This is a genomic window from Variovorax endophyticus, assembly GCF_025376855.1.
Taxonomy (GTDB): Bacteria; Pseudomonadota; Gammaproteobacteria; order Burkholderiales; family Burkholderiaceae_C; genus Variovorax.
Genome location: NZ_JAHUTH010000021.1, coordinates 96,739 through 119,271, shown reverse-complemented (window position 1 = coordinate 119,271; position 22,533 = coordinate 96,739). Strand labels below are relative to the sequence as shown.

General features: G+C 70.7%; 21 protein-coding genes. 7 read left to right on the top strand and 14 right to left on the bottom strand.

Features of this window, described 5'->3' with window-relative positions; genetic code table 11:
* Nucleotides 1–27: 27 nt before the first annotated feature.
* On the top strand, nt 28–510 hold the full coding sequence (locus KV106_RS25490; RefSeq protein WP_261213256.1) for a transcriptional repressor: 483 nt from the start codon (nt 28–30) through the stop codon (nt 508–510).
* A 1-nt stretch (nt 511) separates the two neighbouring features.
* On the opposite strand, the gene KV106_RS25485 is transcribed toward KV106_RS25490, so the two are convergent.
* A complete protein-coding gene (locus KV106_RS25485; RefSeq protein WP_261213254.1) occupies nt 512–1,267 on the bottom strand; it encodes an FTR1 family protein in 756 nt (251 codons plus the stop codon).
* A gap of 147 nt (nt 1,268–1,414) precedes the next feature.
* On the opposite strand from KV106_RS25485, the gene KV106_RS25480 reads away from it, so the two are divergent.
* The 3 genes from KV106_RS25480 to KV106_RS25470 all read left to right on the top strand — a co-directional run bounded on the left by KV106_RS25480 (nt 1,415) and on the right by KV106_RS25470 (nt 4,892).
* Nucleotides 1,415–1,756 carry a hypothetical protein gene (locus KV106_RS25480; protein WP_057589884.1) on the top strand — a complete coding sequence of 114 codons (342 nt, stop codon included), beginning with the start codon at nt 1,415–1,417 and terminating at the stop codon, nt 1,754–1,756.
* Nucleotides 1,757–2,134: 378 nt separating this feature from the next.
* Nucleotides 2,135–4,288: a TonB-dependent receptor gene (locus KV106_RS25475; RefSeq protein WP_261213252.1), complete on the top strand. Its 2,154-nt coding sequence runs from the start codon at nt 2,135–2,137 to the stop codon at nt 4,286–4,288.
* Between the two features lie 73 nt (nt 4,289–4,361).
* Nucleotides 4,362–4,892, top strand: a complete 531-nt coding sequence (locus KV106_RS25470) for a transcriptional repressor (protein ID WP_057598519.1) — start codon at nt 4,362–4,364, stop codon at nt 4,890–4,892.
* 25 nt (nt 4,893–4,917) lie between these two features.
* On the opposite strand, the gene KV106_RS25465 is transcribed toward KV106_RS25470, so the two are convergent.
* From KV106_RS25465 to KV106_RS25405, 13 genes are all read right to left on the bottom strand, one after another.
* Nucleotides 4,918–7,470 carry a TonB-dependent receptor gene (locus KV106_RS25465; RefSeq protein ID WP_261213251.1) on the bottom strand — a complete coding sequence of 851 codons (2,553 nt, stop codon included), beginning with the start codon at nt 7,468–7,470 and terminating at the stop codon, nt 4,918–4,920.
* 134 nt (nt 7,471–7,604) lie between these two features.
* Nucleotides 7,605–8,561 (bottom strand): FecR domain-containing protein, encoded by a 957-nt coding sequence (locus KV106_RS25460; RefSeq protein WP_314733652.1) that lies wholly within the window; start codon nt 8,559–8,561, stop codon nt 7,605–7,607.
* Nucleotides 8,558–9,085, bottom strand: coding sequence for a sigma-70 family RNA polymerase sigma factor (locus tag KV106_RS25455; RefSeq protein ID WP_057589852.1), 528 nt, complete (start codon nt 9,083–9,085; stop codon nt 8,558–8,560). The genes KV106_RS25460 and KV106_RS25455 overlap by 4 nt, the downstream gene beginning before the upstream one ends.
* An 88-nt stretch (nt 9,086–9,173) precedes the next feature.
* A complete protein-coding gene (locus KV106_RS25450; protein WP_261213248.1) occupies nt 9,174–9,911 on the bottom strand; it encodes a DUF4198 domain-containing protein in 738 nt (245 codons plus the stop codon).
* Between the two features lie 11 nt (nt 9,912–9,922).
* Nucleotides 9,923–12,364 carry a TonB-dependent siderophore receptor gene (locus KV106_RS25445; RefSeq protein ID WP_261213247.1) on the bottom strand — a complete coding sequence of 814 codons (2,442 nt, stop codon included), beginning with the start codon at nt 12,362–12,364 and terminating at the stop codon, nt 9,923–9,925.
* 134 nt (nt 12,365–12,498) lie between these two features.
* On the bottom strand, nt 12,499–13,509 hold the full coding sequence (locus KV106_RS25440; RefSeq protein WP_261213245.1) for a FecR domain-containing protein: 1,011 nt from the start codon (nt 13,507–13,509) through the stop codon (nt 12,499–12,501).
* Nucleotides 13,499–14,008, bottom strand: a complete 510-nt coding sequence (locus KV106_RS25435; RefSeq protein ID WP_261213243.1) for a sigma-70 family RNA polymerase sigma factor — start codon at nt 14,006–14,008, stop codon at nt 13,499–13,501. The genes KV106_RS25440 and KV106_RS25435 overlap by 11 nt, the downstream gene beginning before the upstream one ends.
* Before the next feature lie 103 nt (nt 14,009–14,111).
* The gene (locus KV106_RS25430; RefSeq protein WP_261213241.1) at nt 14,112–14,963 is read right to left on the bottom strand and encodes a ChbG/HpnK family deacetylase; all 852 of its coding nucleotides are present in this window, start codon (nt 14,961–14,963) and stop codon (nt 14,112–14,114) included.
* Complete coding sequence (locus KV106_RS25425) at nt 14,960–16,525, bottom strand: ArnT family glycosyltransferase (protein ID WP_261213239.1); 1,566 nt, start codon at nt 16,523–16,525, stop codon at nt 14,960–14,962. The genes KV106_RS25430 and KV106_RS25425 overlap by 4 nt, the downstream gene beginning before the upstream one ends.
* Complete coding sequence (locus KV106_RS25420; RefSeq protein WP_261213317.1) at nt 16,522–17,517, bottom strand: glycosyltransferase family 2 protein; 996 nt, start codon at nt 17,515–17,517, stop codon at nt 16,522–16,524. The genes KV106_RS25425 and KV106_RS25420 overlap by 4 nt, the downstream gene beginning before the upstream one ends.
* A 14-nt stretch (nt 17,518–17,531) precedes the next feature.
* The gene (locus KV106_RS25415) at nt 17,532–18,095 is read right to left on the bottom strand and encodes a phosphatase PAP2 family protein (RefSeq protein WP_261213237.1); all 564 of its coding nucleotides are present in this window, start codon (nt 18,093–18,095) and stop codon (nt 17,532–17,534) included.
* Nucleotides 18,096–18,289: 194 nt separating this feature from the next.
* Nucleotides 18,290–18,739, bottom strand: a complete 450-nt coding sequence (locus KV106_RS25410) for a hypothetical protein (protein ID WP_261213235.1) — start codon at nt 18,737–18,739, stop codon at nt 18,290–18,292.
* Nucleotides 18,740–18,841: 102 nt separating this feature from the next.
* Nucleotides 18,842–19,765, bottom strand: a complete 924-nt coding sequence (locus KV106_RS25405; protein WP_261213234.1) for a LysR family transcriptional regulator — start codon at nt 19,763–19,765, stop codon at nt 18,842–18,844.
* Between the two features lie 95 nt (nt 19,766–19,860).
* Between KV106_RS25405 and KV106_RS25400 the strand changes: the two genes are divergently transcribed.
* From KV106_RS25400 to KV106_RS25390, 3 genes are read left to right on the top strand one after another with little or no spacing between them, the layout of a single operon-like run.
* Complete coding sequence (locus KV106_RS25400) at nt 19,861–20,880, top strand: Bug family tripartite tricarboxylate transporter substrate binding protein (RefSeq protein WP_261213232.1); 1,020 nt, start codon at nt 19,861–19,863, stop codon at nt 20,878–20,880.
* A gap of 6 nt (nt 20,881–20,886) precedes the next feature.
* Nucleotides 20,887–21,573, top strand: a complete 687-nt coding sequence (locus tag KV106_RS25395) for an RraA family protein (RefSeq protein WP_261213230.1) — start codon at nt 20,887–20,889, stop codon at nt 21,571–21,573.
* A 33-nt stretch (nt 21,574–21,606) separates the two neighbouring features.
* Entirely contained in the window at nt 21,607–22,509 is a 903-nt protein-coding gene (locus tag KV106_RS25390) for an amino acid ABC transporter substrate-binding protein (RefSeq protein ID WP_261213228.1), read from the top strand.
* The last annotated feature ends 24 nt before the right edge of the window (nt 22,510–22,533 follow it).

Genomic DNA, 22,533 nt, shown 5'->3' with positions numbered 1-22,533 from the left:
CACCGTACCGACCCATCGACCATGCCCATGCCTGCTGAAAAACACCGGGAAGAAACGCTCGGCGACGACGTCGTCCGCCAGCGCCTCGAGGAAGCGGACATCCGCGTCAACGCCGAGCGGCTGCAGATCCTCGGCCGGCTGATGTCGAACGCCGGCCAGGCCTGCACGGCCCAGGAGCTCTATCCGCGCGGGGTCGAGGAATCGAATGCCGCCGCGGTGTCGCGCGTATACCGGACGTTGCACCTGCTCGAGAAGAAGAAGGTGATCGAGCGGCGGGTGCGGCAGGTGCGCGGACGGCCGGTGTTCAGCTACGTCTACGGTGCGCAGAGCGCGCCCTCGCGCATCCGCTTCCAGTGCCGAAGCTGCGGCGCCAGCGTGATTGCCGAGGATGTCGAGCTGCGCGAGCAGGTCGCGAAGGTGGGAGCCGACCAGGGGCTGCCCGTCGCCTCGAAGGAGGACATCGTGGTGTGGATCGCGTGCAACCGCTGCAGCGCGGGCGCGCCCGACTGAGCTACTCGACGCGCGCGGCCGTCTCCGACCACCAGCCGCGCAGCACCCAGTAGAGCGGCGGCAGCATCAGCACGGCGCACAGCCAGGCATGGCGCGCGCCCTCCTCGAAGAAAGGCGCCACGGTCAGCGCCCAGGCCACGCCGTCGTCGCGCAGTTCGGGAATGCGCAGCAGGTCGGCCACGCTGTAGAGCAGCAGCTGGATCGCGAGCAGGGCCAGCAGCAGGGCCGAGACGCGGAACGCCAGCAGCAGCCGCGCGCGCAGGTGCAGCCACTGCCATGCGGGCAGCAGCAGCCCGGTGGCCGTGACGCCCAGCAGCACGCCCAGCGCGGCATCCACCATGCCGGCGCGCGCGCCGATCGCGCGCACGAAGACCGCGATCTCGAGCGATTCGCGAAAGGCCGACAGCGCGACGAAGGCCACGACCAGGAAGGGCGCGGCGGGGCTGTCGAGCCAGGCTTCATGGAACAGGTGGACGCGGCCGCGGATCTGCCGCACCGAGGCCGCCATGCTCGTGGCCATGACCAGGATGCCGATCGCCATCAGGGTGCTGAGCCCGGCGCTGACGTTGCGGTCGATAGAGGCATCCATCAGCAGCATCGACAGCGCCGCGGCCGGCGCGAGCCCCAGGCCCAGGCCCCAGCCGACGTACTTGAGCAGCGAGAGACGCCGGGATTCGCGCAGGCAGGCATACAGCGAGCCCACGATCAGGATCAGCTCGGCCAGCTCGCGCAGGGTGATGGCGAAGGCGTCAAACATCGGTGGGTCGGCGCGGCATCGAGATGACAACGATTCTCATTGTTAAAGTATCGCACGGCCGTCCTCGAGCGGCCCCGTGCGACACTGCCGTCGCGCCTTCGACAACAGAAACAGCGCTCAGCAGCACTCAGGGGTATCGCCGTGGCCGTGAACGATCAAGAAATCCTCAGCATCGTCGACCGGGCCGTCGACGAGTTCAACGGCGACCTCGACGACCTCGAAAGCGCGATCGGCATGCTGCTGCTCGGGCGGCATTACGGCTGGCGCGTGGTGTTGCTGATCCACAGCCCGACCACCGTGCGCAAGTACCTGAAGATCCTCGGCCTGAAGAACCTGCGCGACGTGCTGCCCGAGGTCGGGGTGCTCGCGCATCGCTCGAACGCCTGGCGCCTGCTCGACGGCACCAAGAACTTCTGGAAGGTCGTGCGCGGCCAGATCAGCGGCGTGCGTTCCGCCCGGGTCGAGAAGACCCCGAGCAAGCCCTCCTGACCCCCTCCGATTCGTCTGGATCCGGGACTCGCCGGAGGGTCGGCCGTGCGCGCTTGCGTGGCATTTCCCCAACACGAAAGTAGTTCTTGCAAGGACTACTTGTCCTTGGGTTGCAGAGCCGGCGACTTGCTTTTTTCTACCTTGAATCCGATTCGCAGGGATTGGTTTGCGCCGAATCAGTAGCACTTGACAGTACTACTACCTGCTTCTACATTTGCTTGAAATTGCGAATCGTTCGTATTTCCGTCTCTTTCGCGGCCGCGATCAGAAGGGGGAGATGGCAGCGGCGATGCGCTCTTTCGCAGCCGGCGCGAATGCGCCTTCTCTTTCCTTCATCGGTTCCAAATGAACAAGTCACGCAGCCCGCGCCTTCCGGGCATGGCACCCGCTACCGCGCCCAGCGCCGTCGTCCGGGCGATTCACCTGCTCACCGCCGGCGCCACCCTGGCCCTCGGCGCATCGACCGCCTGGTCGCAGACCGCGACCGGCACCAACTCGCTGCCGCCCATCACCGCCACGGGCGCCGAGCAGGGCTACGCCGCCCGGCGCAGCACCACCGCCACCAAGACCGACACGCCGCTGCGCGACACGCCGCAGTCGATCAGCGTGGTGACCGGCGACGAGCTGCGCGACCGCGCGGTGCAGAGCATTGCCGAGGCCGCGCGCTACGTGCCGGGCGTGGGCTTCGCGCAAGGCGAGGGCAACCGCGAGACGCCGATCTTCCGCGGCATCAGCACCACCGGCGACTTCTTCATCGACGGCATCCGCGACGACGTCCAGTACTACCGCGACCTCTACAACATCGAGCGCGTGGAGGTGTTCAAGGGCCCGAACGCGATGATCTTCGGCCGCGGCGCCACCGGCGGGCTGATCAACCGCGTGAGCAAGCAGCCCGAGTGGACGCCGTCCTACGGCGCCTCGGTCACGCTGGGCTCGCACAGCAACCGCCGCCTCACGGCGGACATCAACCAGCCGATCAACGACCAGCTGTCGTTGCGTCTCAACGGCCTGTACGAGAACTCCAAGAGCTACCGCGACGGCGTCTGGCTCGAGCGCTCGGGCATCAACCCGACCCTGAGCTGGCGCCCGAGCGCGAAGACGCTGGTGACGCTGGGCTACGAGCACTTCAAGGACAAGCGCATCGCCGACCGCGGCATCACCTCGTTCCGCGGCGTGCCGGTGGCGACCGATCCCTCGACCTTCTTCGGCAACGCGGCCGGCAGCCCGACCTGGTCCTCGCTCGATGCCCTCAACGCGCTGGTCGAGCACGAGTTCGACAACGGCGTGGTGCTGCGCAACCGCACGCGCTGGTCCGAGCAGGACAAGTTCTACCGCAACGTGTTCCCCGGCGCGGTCAACGCGCTCGGCACCACGGTGGCGCTCAGCGCCTACGACAACGCGACCACGCGCAAGAGCTTCTTCAATCAGACGGACGTCAGCTTCACGCTGAACACTGGCGCGGTGAAGCACAAGTTCCTCGTGGGCGCGGAGATCGGCAAGCAGGACACCGACAACTTCCGCAACACCGGCTACTTCAACAACACGGCCACCAGCGTGAACGTGCCGCTGTGGCTGCCGACGACCTACGCGCCGGTGTTCTACCGCCAGTCGGCGACCGACGCCAACAACAGCGGCACCGCCAAGGTCGCGGCCCTCTACGTGCAGGACCAGATCGAGCTGAGCCCGCAGTTCCAGCTGATCGCGGGCCTGCGCTACGACCGCTTCCGCGTCGACTTCCGGAACAACCGCAACGGCGACCGCTTCAAGACCGACGACGACCTCGTGTCGCCGCGCCTGGGCGTGATCTACAAGCCGGTCGAGCCGCTGTCGCTGTATGCGAACTACAGCATCGCCTACCAGCCGCGCGCGGGCGACCAGCTATCCTCGCTCACGCTGAGCTCGTCGGCGCTCAAGCCCGAGAAGTTCAAGAACTACGAGATCGGCGCCAAGTGGGACGTGCTGCCCGCGCTCGCGGCCACCGCCGCGCTCTACCGCCTCGACCGCTCCAACGTGGTGGTGCTCGATCCGACCGACCCGACCGGCGCGCGCACCATCCTCAGCGACGGCCAGCGCACCCAGGGCTTCGAGCTCGGCCTCAGCGGCAACATCACGCCGGCCTGGAGCGTCTCGGGCGGCTACTCCTACACCGACGCCAAGTTCAAGGCCGACACCTCGGCCACGATCCGCGCCGGCGCCCGCGTCGGCCAGGTGCCCAAGCACACCTTCGCGTTGTGGAACCGCTACGACTTCACGCCCATGTGGGGAGCGGGTGTCGGCGTGATCCACCAGGCCAAGATGTTCGCGTCGAGCGAGCAGATCGTGACCGCCGCGCAGCCGTTCCCGAACGTGGTGCTGCCGGGCTACACGCGCGTCGACGCGGCCGTGTTCTTCACGCTCAACCGCAACGTGCAGATGCAGCTGAACGTCGAGAACCTGTTCAACCGCAAGTACTTCCTCAACGCGAACAGCAACACCAACATCACGCCGGGCGCGCCGCGCTCGTTCCGCGTGTCGCTGAACGCGAAGTTCTGATGCGCGCGGCCGGCGAGCTTCATCGCCCGCCGGCCGTGTCCGCCCGCGAACCGAAGCTTTCAGGAGCCCGACGATGAATCCACCCACGAGCCCGCCTTGGCAGCCCGACGCGATGATCCGCCTCGTCAACCGCAAGGCAGGCCTGCGCCATCCGGCGTTCGGAGCGCATTCCGGCGTCACCGACCGCAACCAGCTGCAGCACGACCGCATCCTCGCGGTCATGGCCGAGCCCGAGGGCGACAGCTTCCATCCGCGCGATCTGCACCGCAGGCTCACGCAGCGGGGCACGCCGATGAACATGTCGGCGATCTATTCGGCGCTCAAGCGGCTGGCCGCCGAGGGCGCGATCGAGCACCTGCTGGTGGAGCGCAACGGCCGCGCCGTCTCGACCTACCGTCTGCCCGAGCACGAAGCCGCCGCGCCTTCCGAGGCCGCGGGCCGGCTGGTGTGCACCGGCTGCGGGCGCTCGGTCGACCTCCGCGGCACGGGCCTGCTGTCGCGGCTCATCGCCGATGCGGGCAAGGCCCATGGCCTGCCGCTGCCGGTGGAGGCGGTCGAGGTGCAGGTGCTGTGCGAAGCCTGCCGCGAAGCGCGGGACGACTGAGCTTCGTGCCTCCCGCGCGCCGCCATCACCAGCGGTGCGTATAGCTCAGCTTCAGCACGGCACCGGGAGCCGGCAGGCGGCTCGTGTTGTTGTTGCTGCGAAGCAGCTGGCTGTAGAGCGGGAAGTACTTGCGGTTGAAGAGGTTCTCCACGCCGATCGCCAGGTTGTTCCTGTCGTCGATCTTCCAGCGGCTGATCAGGTCGACGGTGGTGTAGCCGCTGGTGTCGCGGCGTCCGAAGCTGCTCACGCCGTCGAGGCGGTAGTCCTTGCCCGCATACGAGGTCGCCTGCAGCCGGTGGCTCCACCGGCCATCGGGCTTGTACTCGACGTAGGCCGTCAGCTTGAGCGGCGGGATGCGGTAGCCGGTCATGTCCTGGTAGCGCGCGGCGCCCTGCGGCAGTTCGCGGCCCTTCATCCAGGTGAAGCTGCCGCCCAGGGCCCAGCGCTCGTCGTCGCTGAAGTAGTCGAGCGCGCCTTCGAGGCCGTGGATGCGCTCCTTGGTGCGCAGCAGGTTCAGACCGTTGTTGAAGCTCTGCACGGCGCCGAGGTCCGACTGCGACTGGAAGGCCGCGAGGTTCGCGACCACGTTGGAGAAGCGGCCGCGCCATCCGAGCTCGAAGGTGTCGGTCTTGACCGGCTGCAGGTCGGAGCCCGCGATGTTGAAGGCCGGCGTGGCATTGCGCACCTGCAGGCCGATGTCGGGCAGCTCGAAGCCCTGGCTGTACGACAGGTAGAGGTCGTGCGCCTTGGTCGGGTTGAAGACCAGGCCCGCGTTGTAGGTCCAGCCCTTGTAGTCGACCGCGCCGCCGTTGACGGCACGCGGGTTGGCCACGCGCGATTGCGACAGCGGCACGAAGCTGTCGAAGCGCGTGCGGGCGCGGTCGTAGCGCACGCCGCCTTCGACCGACCACCGGTCGTCGAAGCGGTGCTGCAGCTGGGCGAAGCCGCCGAGGCTGCGCGTGGTGATCGGCGGCATGAAGATGCGCGAGCCGGTCTTGAGGAAACTCAGGCCGCCGCTCAGGTCGTACAGGCGCGGCTCGAACACGTCCAGCGGCATGTCGCTGCGTTCCTGGTTGAAGTCGGCGCCCCAGGTCAGTTGCGTCTTCCTGTCCGCGCCCAGCGGCGTCTTGATGGTCAGCCGGCCGCCGTAGACCTCGGAGTTCTGCGTGACCTGGTCCACGTTGGCGCCGCGCACCGACACGCCGCGCGCATCGAAGGGCGCGAAGCGGGTGAAGAAGTCGCGGTAGTAGAACTGCGCGGCCAGCGAGCTGTCGGCGATGTCGCGGTGCTGGTAGTCGATGCCGACCAGCGTGTTCTTCACGCGGTTCTGCTCGGCCAGCTGCAGCCCGCGCAGCGGCCGGGCCGCGGCGCTGCCGGCGGGCAGCTTCGCCACCGAGGGATCGGAGCCGTAGTCGGTGTCCTGCTTCGCGTCGTAGTGGCTCGCGGACAGCTGCAGCCGCTGGTCCGCATCGATGCGCCAACCGATCTTGGCCGAGGCGCTGTAGATGTTCGAGTCGAACAGGTCGCCCTGGCTGGGCTCGGGCGCGATGCGGTTGCCTTTCGCGTCGTAGGAGGCCCCGACGCGGCGCGCGCCGAGGCTCAGCGTGTAGTCGAGCTTCTCGCCCGCGCCCGAGAGGTAGTGCTGCACCTCGCCGCCGAAGCCCGCCGAGCCGATGCGCGACAACGGCGTCACGCCGGTCACCGTGGTCTCGGCGCGGGTCTGCCCGTCGGGCTGGCGCGTGCGGATGGAGACGATGCCGCCGGCCGCGCCGCTGCCGTAGATCGCGCTGCTGCCGCGCAGCACCTCGATCTGCTCGACGTCGGCCGGATTGACGTTGGCGAGGTTGCGCGAGGAGTCGCGGTTGGTGTTGAGCGGAATGCCGTCGACCAGCACCAGCATGTTGCGTCCGCGCAGGGTCTGGCCGTAGTCGGTGATGGTGTGGCTGGAGTCGGCCATGCCGGGCACCACCTTGCTCAGCAGGGTGGCCACGCTGTCGGAGCCCTGGCGCAGGACCTCGAGCTCCTGGCGCTCGATCACCGTGACCTGGCGCGTGGGTGCCATCAGGTTGCTCTGGGTGCGATCGGTGACCGTGATCGGCGCGAGCGAATCGACCGGGCTCGCGGGATCGGCGGCCGGCGCGGCGGCGCCGGCGGGCGCGGGACGGCCGGCCGGCCGCGTCGCATCGGCTGCATCGGCCGCCTCCAGCGTGAAGTTGCCGCCGCCCAGCGCGCGCGTGCGCAGGCCGCTGCCGGCCAGCAGGCGGTCGAAGCCTTCCTGCACCGCGAACGCGCCGCGCAGGCCCGGCGTCGAGAGGCCGCGCGTGCGTGCCAGGTCCATGCTGAGGTTGACGCCGGCCTGGCCCGCGAAATTCAGCAGCGCCGGGCCCAGCGGGCCGGCGGGAATGTCGTAGCGCGCGGCGGCCTGGGCCACGGCGGGATCGGCGGCCCGGGCCAGCGGCGCGGCCAGCGTGCCACACAGGCCGAGCAGGCACAGCGCGCCGCGCACGCTGCGCACGAGCGGGCGCGGCGGCGCCGCGCGGAGGGTTCGGGAAGCGGAAGGGCGGGGCCGTTCGGTCATGAAGGGGTTCCTGTCGTCGATCGTTGAAAGCGGGTCTCGTCCTGCATGACAGGCGAGCCGCGAAAACCGGACAGGGCGGCGCAAAAAAAGAACCCGCCGGGGTGGCGGGCCAAAGGGGGTGGTGGTTGGGGCAGTCAACGCGCGGCGATGGTCACCCAATAACGCGTTCTGGATTCGATGCGCACCGGCAGGGTCCGGGCCAGCAGTTCCAGGATCCGGTCGGTGTCGTCGAGCTGGAAGGCACCCGAGACGCGGATCTCGGCCGCCGCCGGATCGCAATGCAGGGCGCCGCTGCGGTAGCGCGCGAGCTCGGCCGCGAAGTCCGCGAGCCGCATCTCCTCGGCATAGAGCACGCCGCGGGCCCAGGCATCGGCGCCGGCTGGCAGTGCGCGTGGCGCCGACACGCTCGTCGCGCTGAAGAAAGCCTGGCGCCCCGCGGGCACGATAACGGGGGCACCGGGATTGCGCGCGGGCCGGATCTCGACCGCGCCTTCCAGCACGCCGAGCCGGCCGCGCGCGTCGTCGCTGCGCACCACGAAGCGCGTGCCGAGCGCGCGCAGGCTGGCATGCGCGGTCTGGACGAGGAAGGGACGCGGGTCGGGCGCGGTCTCGATCAGGATCTCCCCGGCCCGGTGGCGCAGCAGCCGCTGCGTGTCGTCGAAGTCCAGGCTCACGGCCGATGCGGTGTCGAGGTCGAGCCCGCTGCCGTCGGGCAGCGTCAGGTGCCTGCGCTCGCCGGTGGCGGTGCTGACGTCCGCGCCGATCGCCTGCCAGGGCAGGGTGCGATAGCCGATCCATGCAGCCGATGGCACGCCGAGCAGCAGCGCCACCGTGCGCAGCAGCGCGCGCCGGCCGGCCGCGTCCCGGCGCCGGTCGAGCACCGGCATGCCCACGGCCGCGGGCACCGCGCCGAAGCGACGGCTCAATTGCTCGGCGCTCTGCCAGACGCGCTGGTGCTCGGGGCTCTGGTTGCGCCATGCCTCGCAGCCTTGCAGGTCGGCCGCGCTCGGGCGCCCGGCATGCAGGCGCGCAAGCCACTGCGCGGCTTCGTCGAGCAGCCGGGGATCGACCGGGGCGCCCGCGGGTCTCACGCGCCCTGCGCCAGCATCAGCCGCAGGCATTGCCGGAACCCCTGCGCCATGTAGCGCGTGACGGTGCGCACGCTGAGCTTCAGCCGCGCGGCGATCTCGTCATAGGACAGGCCTTCGAGCTGCGACATCAGGAAGGCGGTGCGCACCGCGGGCGGGAGTTCGTCGAGCAGGGCGTCGAGTTCGTGCAGCGTTTCGAGCAGGATCGCGCGCTCCTCGACCGAGGGCACCAGCGCCTCGGGCAGCAGGGCCAGCGAGGCCAGGTAGGCGCGCTCGAGCGACTGGCGCTCGAAGTGATTGACCATCAGGCGCCGCGCCACGGTCGTGAGGTAGGCGCGCGGCTCGCGCAACGGCGGAATGGCATCGGCGCGGTAGCCGGTCCACACGCGCATGAAGGTGTCGTGCGCGATGTCCGCCGCGTCGCCGCTGTTGCCGAGCCGGCTGCGCAGCCACCCGCAGAGCCACCCGTGGTGGTCGCTGTAGAGCGCGTGGACCTCCCGCTGCAGGGCTGATTCGCCGATCACCATGCGCTTTCTCGTGCAGACCTGCTGCCGCCCTCTGTTTCTAAATAGGAATCCTTCGCATTGTAATGCCTTGTGGCTACGCGCCCCCCGCTCAGTGGCCGGCGCGCGGCAGCACGAAGGCGAGGGTGGCTTCCAGCCCGTCCTCGTCGGCCTCGCTGGTGTCGCCGCGCGGGCGCACCAGCGAGGCGGCGATCACGTTGAGGCCGCTGCTGCCCAGCGTGACCGTCGCGCGGCCCTCGCGGTCCGTCCTCACGCGCGGACCCGCGGTGTGGCCCGTGAAATCGCCGATCACCTCCACACCCGCCACCGGCTGGCCCTTCGACAGCACGCGAACCGCGAGGCGCTGGCCGCGCCGCAATGCGAAGGGATCGGCCAGCGGCACGATCTCCAGTTCGGCACCGAGCGGCGCGAACGGCAGGCGGACCGGTGCGAGCAGGGTCGTGCCGTACTTCATGTAGTGCCCGGCCTTGCGCGCATCGGGCACCTGCCGGCGCGAGCCGCCGACCCACTTGCCGTCGCGGCCCTGCGACCAGAAGCCGTCCTCGAGCGCCACCCACAGCACGGCCGCGTCCCCGGCCGGCTCGACCACCGCGTTGCGCGCACGCGCCGACACCTGCACCTGCGCTGCCGCACCGGCGGCGGTGAACGCCTTCGTCTCGCGCAGCTGCCGCGGCTCGTAGGCCTCGTCGAGCGCGCCTTCGCCGAGCACCACGGCCAGTTCGCCCGCGCGCTGCGCGACCCACACGCCATGGGCCGACGACGCGCCGCAGCACAGGGCCGCGAGCGCCAGGACCATGTGCCGCAAGCCATTCCTTGCATCGATCTTCATGCGCGCCTCCATCAGAAGTTGGCCGTCATCGACAGCCGGACGATGCGCGGATTGCCCTGCGTCACGCCGCCGTAGTTGACCGAGCTCCAGTAGCGCCGGTTCGTCACGTTCTCGATCGACAGCCGCAGGATCGATGGCACGCCCATCAGCCGCGTGACATAGGCCGCGCCCAGGTCCCAGCGCGTGAAGCTCGGCACGATCAGCGCGCTGGCGCGGTCCAGCGGCCGGTTGCCGACGTGGTAGATGCCGGTGTTGAACGACAGCCCCGGCACCGCCATCAGCCGGTAGTCGAGGAACAGGTTGGCCTGGAAGCGCGCCACGTTGCTCGGGCGGCGACCCTCGAGCGCGGGGTCGCCGGTCTCGCGCTGTTGCGCGTCGAGCCAGGACACGCCGGCGATGCCACTGAGTTGCGGCGTGATCTCGCCATTGGCCGTGAACTCCACGCCGCGATGCCGCTGGCGGCCCTGCTGGCGGAAGACGTTGTCGACCGGAGAGACCGCCTGCAGCGGCTTGTCCATGTCGAAGGCCGCGGCCGTCACCATCAAGCCGTCGCGCACGCGGCTCTTCACGCCGATCTCGTACTGCCGGCTCTTGATCGGCCCGAGCTTCTGCAGCGCGTTGTCGGCGTAGCTCGGTGCATAGGCTCCCTGCTCGAAGCCCTCGCCATAGGTCGCATAGAAGGTGGTGCGCTCCGAGGGCTTGTACATCGCGCTCACCGTGGGCACGGTCACGTTGGTCGTGTACTTCGGCGTGCCGTCGTACTTGCTGCCGATGTCGCTGCCGTAGTCGATGTGGCGCGCGCCGATCAGCAGCTGCCAGTTCGGCCCGAAGGAGATCGTGTTGCTCGCGAACAGGCTGCTCTGGCGCGCCTTGCTCGCGGGCAGGTGCGTGTCCTCGGGGATGAAGGGCGCGAAGTAGGGCAGCGGCCGGTAGATATTGCCGATGTACTGCGGGAAGCGCAGGTAGTCGCCGTCGGGCGACTGCAGGCTCGAGTACGAGTAGCCGATGACCGCCTCGTGCCCGATCGAGCCGGTATCGAAGCGCCCGGTCGCGAACACCTGGCCCGCGGTGGTGGGATAGGCCTCGCCCTCGTAGCGCGTGTTGCCGGCGAGCACGTCGCCGTTCGGCGCCACCTTCGAGGCATTGAAGAAGATCGCGTTGCGCTTGGTGCGGCTCAGCGCGAGCTGCGCCGTCAGGTCCCAGTGCTCGCCGAGCGCGTAGTTCAGCCGCGCGCCGAGGTTCCACGCGTCGGTCTTGTACTGGCCCCAGGGTTGGCCGACCAGCGTGCGTGGATCGAAGCTGCGCGCGGGCACCAGCAGGCCGTCGCTGCGCGGGCCGATCATGCCGCTGGCGGCCAGCGACTTGCGCTGCCAGTCGAAGTCGAGTTGCAGCAGCGCATCGCGGTTGAGCTTGATGTCCATCGCGCCGCTGAGGAAGTCGCGCCGCAGGTCGCCGAAATGGGTGAAGTCGCCGACCCGCTCGCTCGCGGCATTGAAGCGGTAGCCCACGGTGCCGGCCTCGTTCAGCGGACCGCCGGCATCGACGCTGGCATAGCGCCCGCCGTAGCTGCGCACCTCGGCGCTCACGCTGGCGAAGCGCTCGCGCGTCGGGCGCTTGAGCACGTAGTTGACGATGCCGCTGGGTTCGCCCACGCCGTACAGGAAGCCCGACAGCCCCTTGAGCACGTCGACGCGCTCCTTGTTCTCCAGCGGCACGTCGCTGTAGATGTTCGCCAGCAGGCCGTCGCGGCGCACGTTGTTGAAGGAATTGGCCGAGAAGCCGCGCACCGCGACGCCGTCGAACGAGGAGAAGCCCGAGGTGGGCGTGACCGAGGGATCGTTGCGCAGCACGTCGAGCGCGGTGCGCGCGCGCTGGTTCTCGATGGTGTCGACGGTGTAGGAGCCGACCGCGAAGGGCAGGTCCTGCAGCGAACGCACGCCGAGCGCGCCGGCGTTCACGTCCTGCACGTCGTAGAGCCGTTCGCGCTGGGCGCTGACCACCACCGGCGCCAGCGTGCCGGTGCGCGCCGCGGCCTCGGCGGCCGCGTCGGACGGCGCGCTCGCACCGGTGGCCAGCGCGCCGATGCGGCGCAGTCGCCAGCCGCCGCCGGCCCCCGGCACCGCCTCGAGGCCGCTGCCGGCCAGCAGCCTGGCCAGGGCCTCGTGCACCGCGTAGCGGCCCTGCAGGCCGGGACTCGCGAGGCCCTGCGTCAGGGTCGGGTCGATCGCGATCATGGTGCCCGACTCGCGGCCGAAGCGGCCCAGCACGCTGTCGAGCGAGCCGGCGCCGATGGCATAGCTGCGCGCAGCCTCGGCGGCCGGCGCGGGCTGGGCCAGCGTCGGGGCGGCCGAGGCACCGAGCAGCGCCAGGGCCGCGCTCAGGCAGCCGGAGCGGGCGAAGGGCGCGAGCGGAAAGGGGCCGGTCCGGGCGACGGACCGAGCATCGAATGCCATGGGAAGAACTCTCCGTGATCGTTGGAAGATGGGGCCCCGCGGCCTTCGCCGCGGGTGTCTCTTCCTGCTTGATGCACGAGGTCTGGAAACCTGCCGTTTTTCTTCGATCTTTTTTTCGCGGCCCGTTGCCCCTGCTATCGCGCCGCGATCGTCGTCCAGTAAGGGCCGAGCGAACGGCGACGTACCGGCAGCGTTTCTTCCAGCATGTCGAGCACCGCATCGGTCCGCGCGACCGGGAACGCGCCGCTCACGAGGATGGCGCCCACGGCCGGGTCGCAGCGCAGCACGCCGGGCCGATAGCGCCCCAGCTCCACGAGGAAGTCGTCGAGCCGCATGCGCTCGACCACCAGCACGCCCTGAGTCCAGGCCGCGGCGTTCTCGCTGCCGGGCTCGGGTGCCGAGATGCCATCCGCCGCGTAGCGCGCGCCTTGGCCCGCGGGCAGGCGCAGCGTGCCTTCGCGGCCGGCCACGCCGAGCTCGACCTGGCCTTCGAGCACGACGACCTGCCCCGGGGCGGAGGCATCGGGCGCGCGCACCAGGAAGCGCGTGCCGATCGGCACCACGCGCCCGGGCCCCGCATGCACGACCAGCGGCCGCGCGGCCGGGTCGTGGCCCGAGCTGACCATGATCTCGCCGCCGAGCAGGCGGATGCCGCGCTCGGCCGCGCCGAAATCCACGTCGATCGCGCTGCGCGTGTTCAGCACCACGCGCGTGCCGTCCGGCAGCAGCACGTCGCGCCGTTCGCCGGTGGCGGTTCGATAGTCGGCGCGCCAGTAGGCCATGTCGTCGCGCAGCGCCCAGGCGCCCACGCCGCCGCTCGCGGCCAGCACGAAGGCCTTGAGCGCCCAGCGCCGCCGCGCCGCGTCGGCGCCGCGCAATGCGCCGCGGGCCGTCTCGGGCGCGAGGCCATGCACGCCGTCGCGCAGGTCGGCACCGAGGCCGCGCACGCGCTGCCAGGCCTGCTCGTGGTCGGGGTGCGCGCCGCGCCAATGCTCGCAGGCCGCGCGCTCGGCGGCGGAGGCGGCGCCCGATTGCAGCCGCACCAGCCATTCGACCGCCTGCGCGACGATGGCGCGATCGAGCGCCGCATCGCCCGCGGGCTGGAAGACTGCGCGCCGCGGCGCCGTGCCGGTCTCAGCCGCCATAGACGGCGTCGTAGCAATGCGCGTAGGCCTTCACCATGTCCTTCTGCACGACGTGGATCGACAGGCCGAGCCGCTGCGCGATCTCCGCATAGGGCAGGCCGTCGAGCTGCGACAGCAGGAAGACCTCGCGCGTGCGCGGCTTCAGCCCGTCGAGCACGCGGCTGACCGCGGCCAGCGCCTCGAGCACCAGCAGGCGCTCCTCGGGCGAGGGGCTCGTGGCCTCGGGCAGGTGGGCGATCGCCTCGAGGTAGGCGCGCTCGAGCGCGAGGCGGCGGAAGTACTGCGCCGCGATGCGGCCGGCCACGGTCGTGAGGTAGGCGCGCGGTTCGCGCAGCGGGCCGGTCTCGTCGGCCGACAGGATGCGCGCGAAGGCGTCCTGCGCCAGGTCGGCCGCGTTCTCGAGGTTGCTGAGCTTGCGCCGCAGCATCTGCAGCAGCCACGAATGGTGTTCGCCGTACAGCGTGGCGACCAGTCGCACGGAGGCATCGGAGGTGGACATCGGAGGACGGCAGGCCGCGCGGCTCGTTGAGAATGGTTCTCATTGTACGAACTTCGTGTGCATGCCGGCCGCGACCGTCGCGACCGGACAACGCTGGCGACGTTCAGCCGCCCTGGAGCACCGCCGACAGCGGCGCGATCCGGATCGCGCCCGGCTCGCCGGCCGCGGGCAGCGCCAGCGCGCGCAGCACCGCGTATTCGCGCATGCGCGCCGCGCCGTGCGGATCGCCGGGCACGCGGCCCAGCGAGGGATGGCACATCAGCACGTCACCGCGCCCGGCCACCGCGAGCCAGGCCAGCAGGCGCGCGCGGTAGGCCTGCCCATCGCCCGAGAAGCCGTAGACCCCGAGCAGGCGCCGGCTGGTGGGAATGCCGTGCTCGCGTGCCAGCGCCGCGAGCGCCGCGCCGCCCAGGCGGTGGATGACACCGGCCTTGAAGCCGTCGCTGCCGCGGCGCCAGCCGGGCTCGGTGCTGCGCAGCCACGGCGGCGCATCGGGATAGCGGCGCGCGAGCTCGGCGACCAGCAGCTCGCGCACTCCCGCGAACTGGTGCACGTGCCGATGGCCGTCCACGAAGGCGGGCGCGCGGCCCATCGCGTCCTCGAAGCGCGCGAGCTGGGTGCGGATCTCCGCCTGGATCGCCTGCCGTGCCGCCGGGCGCAGCCGAGGCGCGACCAGCAGGCCGAGCAGGCCCGGCTCGCGGCCGCCGGGCGCGGCCGGCGACGTCAGGTCCAGGTGCAGGCCGATGTCGGTGCGTTGCCGGTCGAGCCGGCGCAGCAGGCGCGCGCCCGACGACCAGGCAGCGCGGCGCACCATGCAGCCCACGGCACTGAGGCGCTCGTGCTCGACCAGCGCGAGCACCGCTTCGTTGATGGCATGCCCCATGCCGAAGTCGTCGGCGCAGATGCAGACCGGCCGGGTGCCCTCGGGGGCCGTGTCGCGCGGCGATGCGTTCATGGTTGCCGCTCCGGCAGGTCGTCGGACAGGCCCGCGCAATGCGATCCGCGGCGCGCCGCGCCGTCGTGGCGCCAGACGGCCAGCCGGTCGTTGACCGCCACCAGCTTCGTGCCCGCGAGCCACGGATGCTGGAGCTGCGAGTTGTTGGGGCCGACCAGCCAGGTGACGCGAGGCGCGCACAGTATCGCGGGCAGCCGCGATGCATCGACCAGCAGCCGCGAGGCCCGGGCCTCGTCGAAGCGCGCGGCATCCGCGAGTTCCTTGCGCCAGTCGTCGCGCTCGGGCTCCGGCGGGTTCTTCCATTCGCCGAGCACCATCACCGGCGCGCGCAGATGCCAGTAGAACGGGATCTCGTAGATGTAGCTGTCGAGCATCAGCACCTGGTCGTCGGGCCCGATGCGCGCGTCCGCGGGCAGGCGCAGCCGCGCGCCCGGCTGCGGCATCGCGACCAGCGTGCCCACGCCCGCCAGGCACAGCGCCATTGCCGCCGCGGCGGCCGCCTTCAGGCCCCGCCCTTCGCGCATCGGGCCGCTGGCCAGGATGCGCCGCGCCACCACGCAGGCCAGCGGCGCGAGCACCGGCAGCACGTAGCCGACGAGCTTCGAGCGCGGCAGCGAGAAGAAGACCACGATGACGATCAGCCAGGTCCACATCAGCCGGTCGACGTCGCGCGCGGCGGCGCCAGGCTCCGGCGCCGCGTTCCCGCGGCGCGGCAGCAGCAGGCCGAGCGACCACGGCAGCGTCAGGCCCGCCAGCACCGGCAGGTAGAACCAGAACGGCTGCTCGTTGTTGAAGCCGCTCGAGGCGAAGCGCCGGAAATGCTGCGTGATCACGAAATAGTCGAAGAACTCCGGATACGCGCGCTGCATCGCCACGAACCAGGGCGCCGCGAGCGCGAGCAGCAGCGCCCAGCCGGGCAGCCAGCGGCACAGCCGCCACAGCGTGGCCAGGCGTCGGGTCCAGGCGCACCAGGCGGCCAGCACCAGGAACGGCAGCAGCAGGCCGATCAGGCCCTTGGCGAGCAGGCCGGCGGCGGCGCCGGCATGCGCGAGCGCCAGCGCCGCGCGCCATGGCTGCCCCTCGTCGTGCGCCAGCACCGCCCAGGCCGCGAGCAGCACCGTCGCCGAGATGCAGCCGGCCACCAGCATGTCGAGATTCGCGAACTGCGCGCCCAGGAAGAAGTAGGGCATGGTGGCGAGCACCACCGTCGACCACAGCGCCAGCCGGTCGTCGGTCCAGCGCCGCAGGAAGGCGAACAGCGCGATGCCGGCGGCGCTCGCGCCCAGCACCGAGGGCAGCCGCGCGGCCCATTCGACCGGCCCCGCCACGCCCATCGCCGCGGCGCCGATCCAGTAGAAAAGCGGCGGCTTGTGGAAGAACGGCAGGCCGTCGAGCCGCGGCACCAGCCAGTCGCCCGAATGCAGCATGGCCAGCGCCACCCCCACGTAGCGGCCTTCGTCGGGCGCCATCAGCGACCGGGCCCCCGAGGTCGCCAGCAACCACGCGACCAGCACGATACCGACCCGCAGAACCTGCGCGCGCCCCCGAGCCTCGCCGCTCACGGACCCTCCGTGGCGAGGCCGCTGCCACGCTCGCGGCGAACCACGTACAGCGGTCGCCCCTTCGACTCCTCGTAGATCCGCGCGACGTACTCGCCGAGGATGCCGGTGGAGATCAGCTGGATGCCGATGAAGAACATCAGGCTCACGACGATCGTGGTCCAGCCCGACACCGCGTTGCCGAACAGCAGCCGTTCGACGCACAGGTAGAGGCCATAGGCGAAGGCCGGCAGCGCGATCGCGAGGCCCGCCACGCTCACCATGCGCAACGGCCAGGTCGTGAAGGCGGTGAGCCCGTCGAGCGCCAGCAGCACGAGGCGGCGCGCGTTGAAGCTCGAGTGCCCCTCGGCGCGCGGCGCCGGCGTGTAGGGCAGCGCCACCGCGCGGAAGCCGACCCAGGCGTAGAGCCCCTTCATGAAGCGGCCGCGCTCGGGCAGGCGCATCAGCGCGTCGACCACCTTGCGGTCCATCAGCCGGAAATCGCCCGCGTCCTCGGGCACCGCGAAGCGGTCCGAGGCATTGAGCAGCCGATAGAAGAGCCGGCTGCCGAGCCGCTTGAAACGGCTCTCATCGTCGCGCCGCTCGCGCACCGCATAGACCACTTCCGCGCCCGCGCGCCACTGCGCGAGCATCGCGTGCAGCAGCTCGGGCGGATGCTGCAGGTCGCCGTCGAGCAGCACCACCGCGTCGCCCACGGCCGCGGCCAGCCCCGCGGTGAGCGCGGCCTCCTTGCCGAAATTGCGCGACAGCGAGATGCAGCGGAAGCCGCGCAGCTCGCACCAGGCCTCGGCCACCGCGGCCGTGTCGTCGGTGCTGCCGTCGTCCACGATCACGATCTCCCAGCTCAGATGCGTGGACCAGAGGATGTCTTCCAGCAGCGGCAGCAGCCGGCGCAGGTTCGGGCCTTCGTTGAAGCAGGGGATCACGCAGGAGAGGCTGCGCGTTCGTGCCTCGGGTGCCGTGGGCGCCAGTACCGCTTCGGGCGCGCGGTGCAAGGGTGTGCGCGCGTTCACGGCAGCCTCCAGGTCGCGGGCGCCGCATCGTCGGCGGGCAGGAGCCGGCGTGCGAGCCGCACCGCGATGGCCAGCGCGCCCGCGAGCACCGCGCCCAGCGCGAGGCCGGCGGCGATGTCGAGCGGGAAATGCACGCCCACGTAGATGCGCGCCCAGCCCGTGACGATGGCCGATGCCAGCAGCGCGAGCCCGACACGGCGCAGGCTCGGGCGCAGCAGGCAGGCCGCGGCCACCATGAACATCACGCTCGCATGCGTGCTGGGCAGCGAGCCGCGGCCCGCGTGCTCGATGTAGGCCTGCGCCATGCCCAGCACGAAGGGACGCGGCTGGTCCAGACGCAACGCGATGGCATGAGAGAGCATCGCGCAGGGCCCCGCGGCCGCGAGCACGATCCACAGGTAGGCCCGGTCGGCGGCCTTTTTCCAGATCGCGAGGCCGACGATTCCGGCGCTGAGCCAGGCGCCGCCGAGCGCGAAGGCGGTGGCGAGGAGCAGCGCCGGGCGCGCCGGAGGCGTGCCGGCCGCGAGCCATTGGAACAGGGTGATGTTCAGATCGCTCATCGCGCAGGCCTCGACGCGGCAGCGAAGACGAATGAAGGGGGCAAGCCGATGCGCGCGAGCGGCGCAGGGCGGCACAGGGCGCGGCTTGCGCACCCGGAAAAAACGAACACGGGAGACCTCCGATCGAGGAAGAGAAGGGCTGCCGCGGCAAGGCATGCGCGGCGCGGGGGGCAACGCGCGAGGCGTCGCTTCTCTCAGTGCGCGAGGGGTGGTGCGGCGGCGGGAGGGCGGCGCCTCCACGGCAATGCGGGCGGTGGCGCGCCACCGCGGGGCGGCACCTGCTCGGGGCCGAGACGGCTGGCCGGCCGGATCGGCCGGATGGGGATCAGCGCCAGGGGCAGCAGCGCGAGCACCAGCGCCAGCAGCGTGTTCAGGCCCGCATTCAGCGCATGGGGGTGATCGATGCCCGCGGGCACCTGCGCAAAGATCGTGGTCTCGCGATCGGAGGCATGGTTCTCGCGGTCGTCGGCCTCGAACTGGCTCGTTTCTCCGAGCGCGCGCACCCGCAGCATGGGCTCGTCCTCGATGCCGTCGCAACAGAAGTGGACGGCGATGAAGGGCTGCAGGAACACCAGCAGGATGCCCGCGAAGCACCATGCGCGATGGTGCGCTTCGGCGAATCGGCGGATGCGTGCGAGCAGCATGCGCGGATGCTAGAAGCCTTGCGTGAACGGAACCTGATCGGGCCGGTCAGCATCCCGCAAGCTGCGCGAAGGCTGACGCCACCCGGTTGCGTCATGGATCTGTCATCGCCCGGCCACGGGCTTTCGGTGGGCGGCGCCCATCGAGGCGGCGATGGCCACGACGCGCTCGACCATCGGATCCCGCGTCCTCGCGCTCCATGCGACCGCGATGGTCACGATGTCCACGGGTTCCTTCAAGGGCTTGATCGCGACCCGCTCGCCTCCGAGGTCGTGCAATCCCAGCGGTACCAGCGCGATGCCCTGGCTGCAGCCGACCATGGCGATCTGCGAGGTGACCGAGCGCGACTCGTGCAGGATGCGCGGCGTGAAGCCGTGCGAGCGGCAGGCCGCGACGATGCCATCGAAGAAGCTCGGGCTCACCGCGCGCGGGAACATGATGAACTCCTCGTCCGCGAGTTCGCGCATCGCGATGGTCTTGCGCGCGGCCAGCCGGTGCCACGACGGCAGGGCGACGCCGAGCCGTTCGGTGCGCAGCGGCCGCGCCTGGACCTGCAGCCCCGCATCGCCCTCGATGCGCGCGAAGGCGACGTCGATCGCGCCCTCGTCGAGCGCGACCAGTGCCTCGGCGCTGTCGATCTCGATCACCGAGATGCTCGCGTCCGGCACCTCGGCCTTCAGCTGCTCGATCACGGCGGGCAGGGGACTGGCCATGGCCGTGGTGATGGCGCCGATGGTGAGCATGCGCCCGCGGCCGCGCAGTGCCTCCTGCACCGAAACCTCCACGCGGTCCATCTGGAACACCAGCTTCTTCACCGCCGGCAGGATGGCCGCGCCCTCGGCCGTGAGCTGCACGCCCTTGCTCGAGCGCTCGAAGAGCCGCACCTTGAGCGCGGCCTCCAGCACCTGGATCTGTTCGGTGAGCGGCGGTTGCGACATGCCCAGCCGCGCCGCGGCGCGCCGGAAGTGCAGCTCCTCGGCGACCACCGAGAAAAGGTAGAGATGGCGGAGCAGGCGAAAGTTGATCATCGATAGGCCAAGCGTATCAAGTTCTTCTTGTCTTGCGAATGGACGTATCAGGTACGGCCCCGGAACATCGGTGCTTCCTCGCCTCGATGAACGCCATGAAAGACTCGATCGCCTCCCTCGATGCCGTTGCGCGCCGCCTGCGGCGGCTGCTGGTTCGCGGCGCGCTGGCGCTGCCGCTCGTGCTGCCCGTCCTCGGCGGGGCCGCGCAGGCCGGCTATCCCGGCAAGCCGATCCGGATGGTCGTGCCCTATCCCGCGGGCGGCGCCGCGGACGTCGTCGCCCGCGGCTTCGGCCTGCTGCTGGCCGACAGGCTCGGGCAGCCGATCGTGATCGACAACAAGCCCGGCGCCTCGGGGAACATCGGCACGCTCGACGTCATGCGGGCCCGGCCCGATGGCTACACGCTGCTGTTCAATCCGTCGGCGCACGTGATCAACCCCGAGGTGCTCGACAAGACGCCCTACCGCGCGCTCGAGGACTTCACGCCGATCAGCCAGGTGGCGAAGGGCCCGCTGGTGCTGATGGCGAGCCCGGCGCTGCCGGTGAAGTCGCTCGCGGAGTTCGTCCGGCTGGCGCGCTCGCAGCCGAAGGACATCAGCTTCGCAACCTCCGTGATCGGCTCCGCCAGCCACCTGGCCGAGGAGCTCTTCAACCGCATCAACGGGGTCGACCTGCTGATCGTTCCCTACAAGGGCAACGCGCCCGCGCTCAACGACCTGATGGGCGGCCAGGTATCGGCGATGTTCGATCCCGCGGTGACCGCGGTGCCCCTGGCCCGCGGCGGCCGGGTGCGCGCGCTGGCCGTGACCGGGAAGACCCGGCTGCGCTCCGCGCCCGAGATTCCCACCACCGAGGAGGCCGGCCTGCAGGGCCTGGAGTTCTACACCTGGTACGGGCTCTGGGCGCCGAAGGGCCTGCCCGGCCCGATCGCCGCGGCGCTCGAAGCCGCCGCGCGCGAGATCGCCGCGAACCCGAAGTTCGTGGCCGCCATGGACGACAAGGGCCTGCAGGCGATCGGATCGAGCAGCGCGGAGTTCGCCGCGCTCATCGCGACGGAAAGCAGGCTCTACCGATCGATCGCCCAGCGGTCGAACCTCCGCATCACCAGCCCCTGAAAGACCATGAGCACCGACGCCCAACGACTCTCCCGCCTCGCCGACCTCGACACCAACACCGTGTCCGACGCGCTCGACTTCCTCGAACTGCCCGGCGCCACCGTGGGCCTGCGCCCGCTGTGGCACTGCCCGAGGATCGTCGGCCGCGCCTCCACCATCCAGTTGGCGCCCAAGCAGGCCGACGGCGGCCTCACGGTGCATCCCATCACCAGCGTGATCGCCGAGAGCCAGGGCGACGACCGGGTGCTGGTGATCGCCGGCGGCATCGAGGGCGTCTCGTGCTGGGGCGATATCGTCGCCAATGCCGCCACGATGAAGCACATCCGCGGCACGGTGATCGACGGCTTCAGCCGCGACATCGACGGCAGCGAGGAGATCGGCTATCCGGTGTACGGCCGCGGCGTCACCATGGTCAGTGCGCGCAACCGCCTGGTGCAGACGGGCTCGGGCGCGCCCGTGACGGTCGCCGGTGTCGAGGTCGCGCAGGACGACTTCGTGATCGCCGACCGCTGCGGCACGGTCTTCGTGCCGGCCGCGCGCATCGACGAGGTCCTCGACATCGCCGAGCGAACGGCAGCGAAGCAGGCCGTCATGGTGTCGCGCATCCGCGCCGGCCAGTCGGTGGCCGAGGCCATGCACGACAGGCACTTCGCGGCGGTGATGGAAGAACGCCGGCCCGCCGAAGCGCGATAGGCCGGTCCGCATCGATCCTTCCCGAGGTACTCCATGAAGAAACTCGCAAGCCTCCTGGCCGTCGCGCTCGCGCTGGGCATCGCGGCCGAAGCACCGGCCCAGACCCTCGATCGCATCCGCGCCACCGGCGTCGTCACGCTCGGCGTGCGCGACAGCTCGCTGCCGATGTCCTATGTGCTGGGCAGCGACCAGGCCGTGGGCTTCCAGGTCGACATCTGCCAGCGGATCGTCGCCGCGATCAAGAGGCAGTTGAACCTGCAGAAGCTCGAGGTCCGCTACCAGGTCGTCACTTCGCAGAACCGCGTGCCGCTGGTCAGGAACGGCGCGGTCGACCTCGAGTGCGGCTCCACCACCAACAACCAGGCCCGCCAGCAGGACGTCGCGTTCACGCTCACCACCTACATCGAGGAGGTGCGCATGGCGGTGCGGGCCAACTCGGGCATCCGCTCGATCAGGGACCTCGAGGGCCGGACCGTGGTCGCGACCACGGGCACGACCTCGGTCCAGCACCTGCGGCGCAACAGCCGCGCCACCGGTCTGAAGTTCAACGAGATCCTCGGCAAGGACCACGCCGAGAGCTTCCTGATCCTCGAATCGGGCAAGGCCGACGCCTGGGTGATCGACGCCGGCCTGCTCAATGCGTCGATCGCGAACGCGCGGAACCCGGCCGACTTCGCCGTGGTGGGCGAGGTGCTCAACACCGAGCCGCTGGCGATCATGCTGAGCAAGGACGACGCGCCGCTCAAGGCGCTGGCCGACCAGACCCTGCGCGACATGATGCGTTCGGGCGAGATGAAGGCGCTGTGGAACAAGTGGTACGCCGAACCCATTCCACCGCGCAACGTGCGGCTGAACATGGCGCCGCCCGCCGCGCTGCAGAAGCTCTGGCAGGACCCGAACGACCTGCCGATGGAAAGCTACGCGGCCCCGCGATAGACCACGACACCCAGCGAGATCATC

Excerpts from the sequence above, each read along its gene's own strand:
- KV106_RS25475 (WP_261213252.1), top strand. The coding sequence starts at position 2,135 with ATGGCACCCGCTACCGCGCCCAGCGCCGTCGTCCGGGCGATTCACCTG.
- KV106_RS25440 (WP_261213245.1), bottom strand. The coding sequence starts at position 13,509 with ATGGCGGCTGAGACCGGCACGGCGCCGCGGCGCGCAGTCTTCCAGCCC.
- KV106_RS25395 (WP_261213230.1), top strand. The coding sequence starts at position 20,887 with ATGAGCACCGACGCCCAACGACTCTCCCGCCTCGCCGACCTCGACACC.
- KV106_RS25445 (WP_261213247.1), bottom strand. The coding sequence starts at position 12,364 with ATGGCATTCGATGCTCGGTCCGTCGCCCGGACCGGCCCCTTTCCGCTC.
- KV106_RS25490 (WP_261213256.1), top strand. The coding sequence starts at position 28 with ATGCCTGCTGAAAAACACCGGGAAGAAACGCTCGGCGACGACGTCGTC.
- KV106_RS25435 (WP_261213243.1), bottom strand. The coding sequence starts at position 14,008 with ATGTCCACCTCCGATGCCTCCGTGCGACTGGTCGCCACGCTGTACGGC.
- KV106_RS25410 (WP_261213235.1), bottom strand. The coding sequence starts at position 18,739 with ATGCTGCTCGCACGCATCCGCCGATTCGCCGAAGCGCACCATCGCGCA.
- KV106_RS25450 (WP_261213248.1), bottom strand. The coding sequence starts at position 9,911 with ATGAAGATCGATGCAAGGAATGGCTTGCGGCACATGGTCCTGGCGCTC.
- KV106_RS25465 (WP_261213251.1), bottom strand. The coding sequence starts at position 7,470 with ATGACCGAACGGCCCCGCCCTTCCGCTTCCCGAACCCTCCGCGCGGCG.
- KV106_RS25400 (WP_261213232.1), top strand. The coding sequence starts at position 19,861 with ATGAAAGACTCGATCGCCTCCCTCGATGCCGTTGCGCGCCGCCTGCGG.
- KV106_RS25405 (WP_261213234.1), bottom strand. The coding sequence starts at position 19,765 with ATGATCAACTTTCGCCTGCTCCGCCATCTCTACCTTTTCTCGGTGGTC.
- KV106_RS25470 (WP_057598519.1), top strand. The coding sequence starts at position 4,362 with ATGAATCCACCCACGAGCCCGCCTTGGCAGCCCGACGCGATGATCCGC.
- KV106_RS25455 (WP_057589852.1), bottom strand. The coding sequence starts at position 9,085 with ATGGTGATCGGCGAATCAGCCCTGCAGCGGGAGGTCCACGCGCTCTAC.
- KV106_RS25390 (WP_261213228.1), top strand. The coding sequence starts at position 21,607 with ATGAAGAAACTCGCAAGCCTCCTGGCCGTCGCGCTCGCGCTGGGCATC.
- KV106_RS25415 (WP_261213237.1), bottom strand. The coding sequence starts at position 18,095 with ATGAGCGATCTGAACATCACCCTGTTCCAATGGCTCGCGGCCGGCACG.
- KV106_RS25485 (WP_261213254.1), bottom strand. The coding sequence starts at position 1,267 with ATGTTTGACGCCTTCGCCATCACCCTGCGCGAGCTGGCCGAGCTGATC.
- KV106_RS25430 (WP_261213241.1), bottom strand. The coding sequence starts at position 14,963 with ATGAACGCATCGCCGCGCGACACGGCCCCCGAGGGCACCCGGCCGGTC.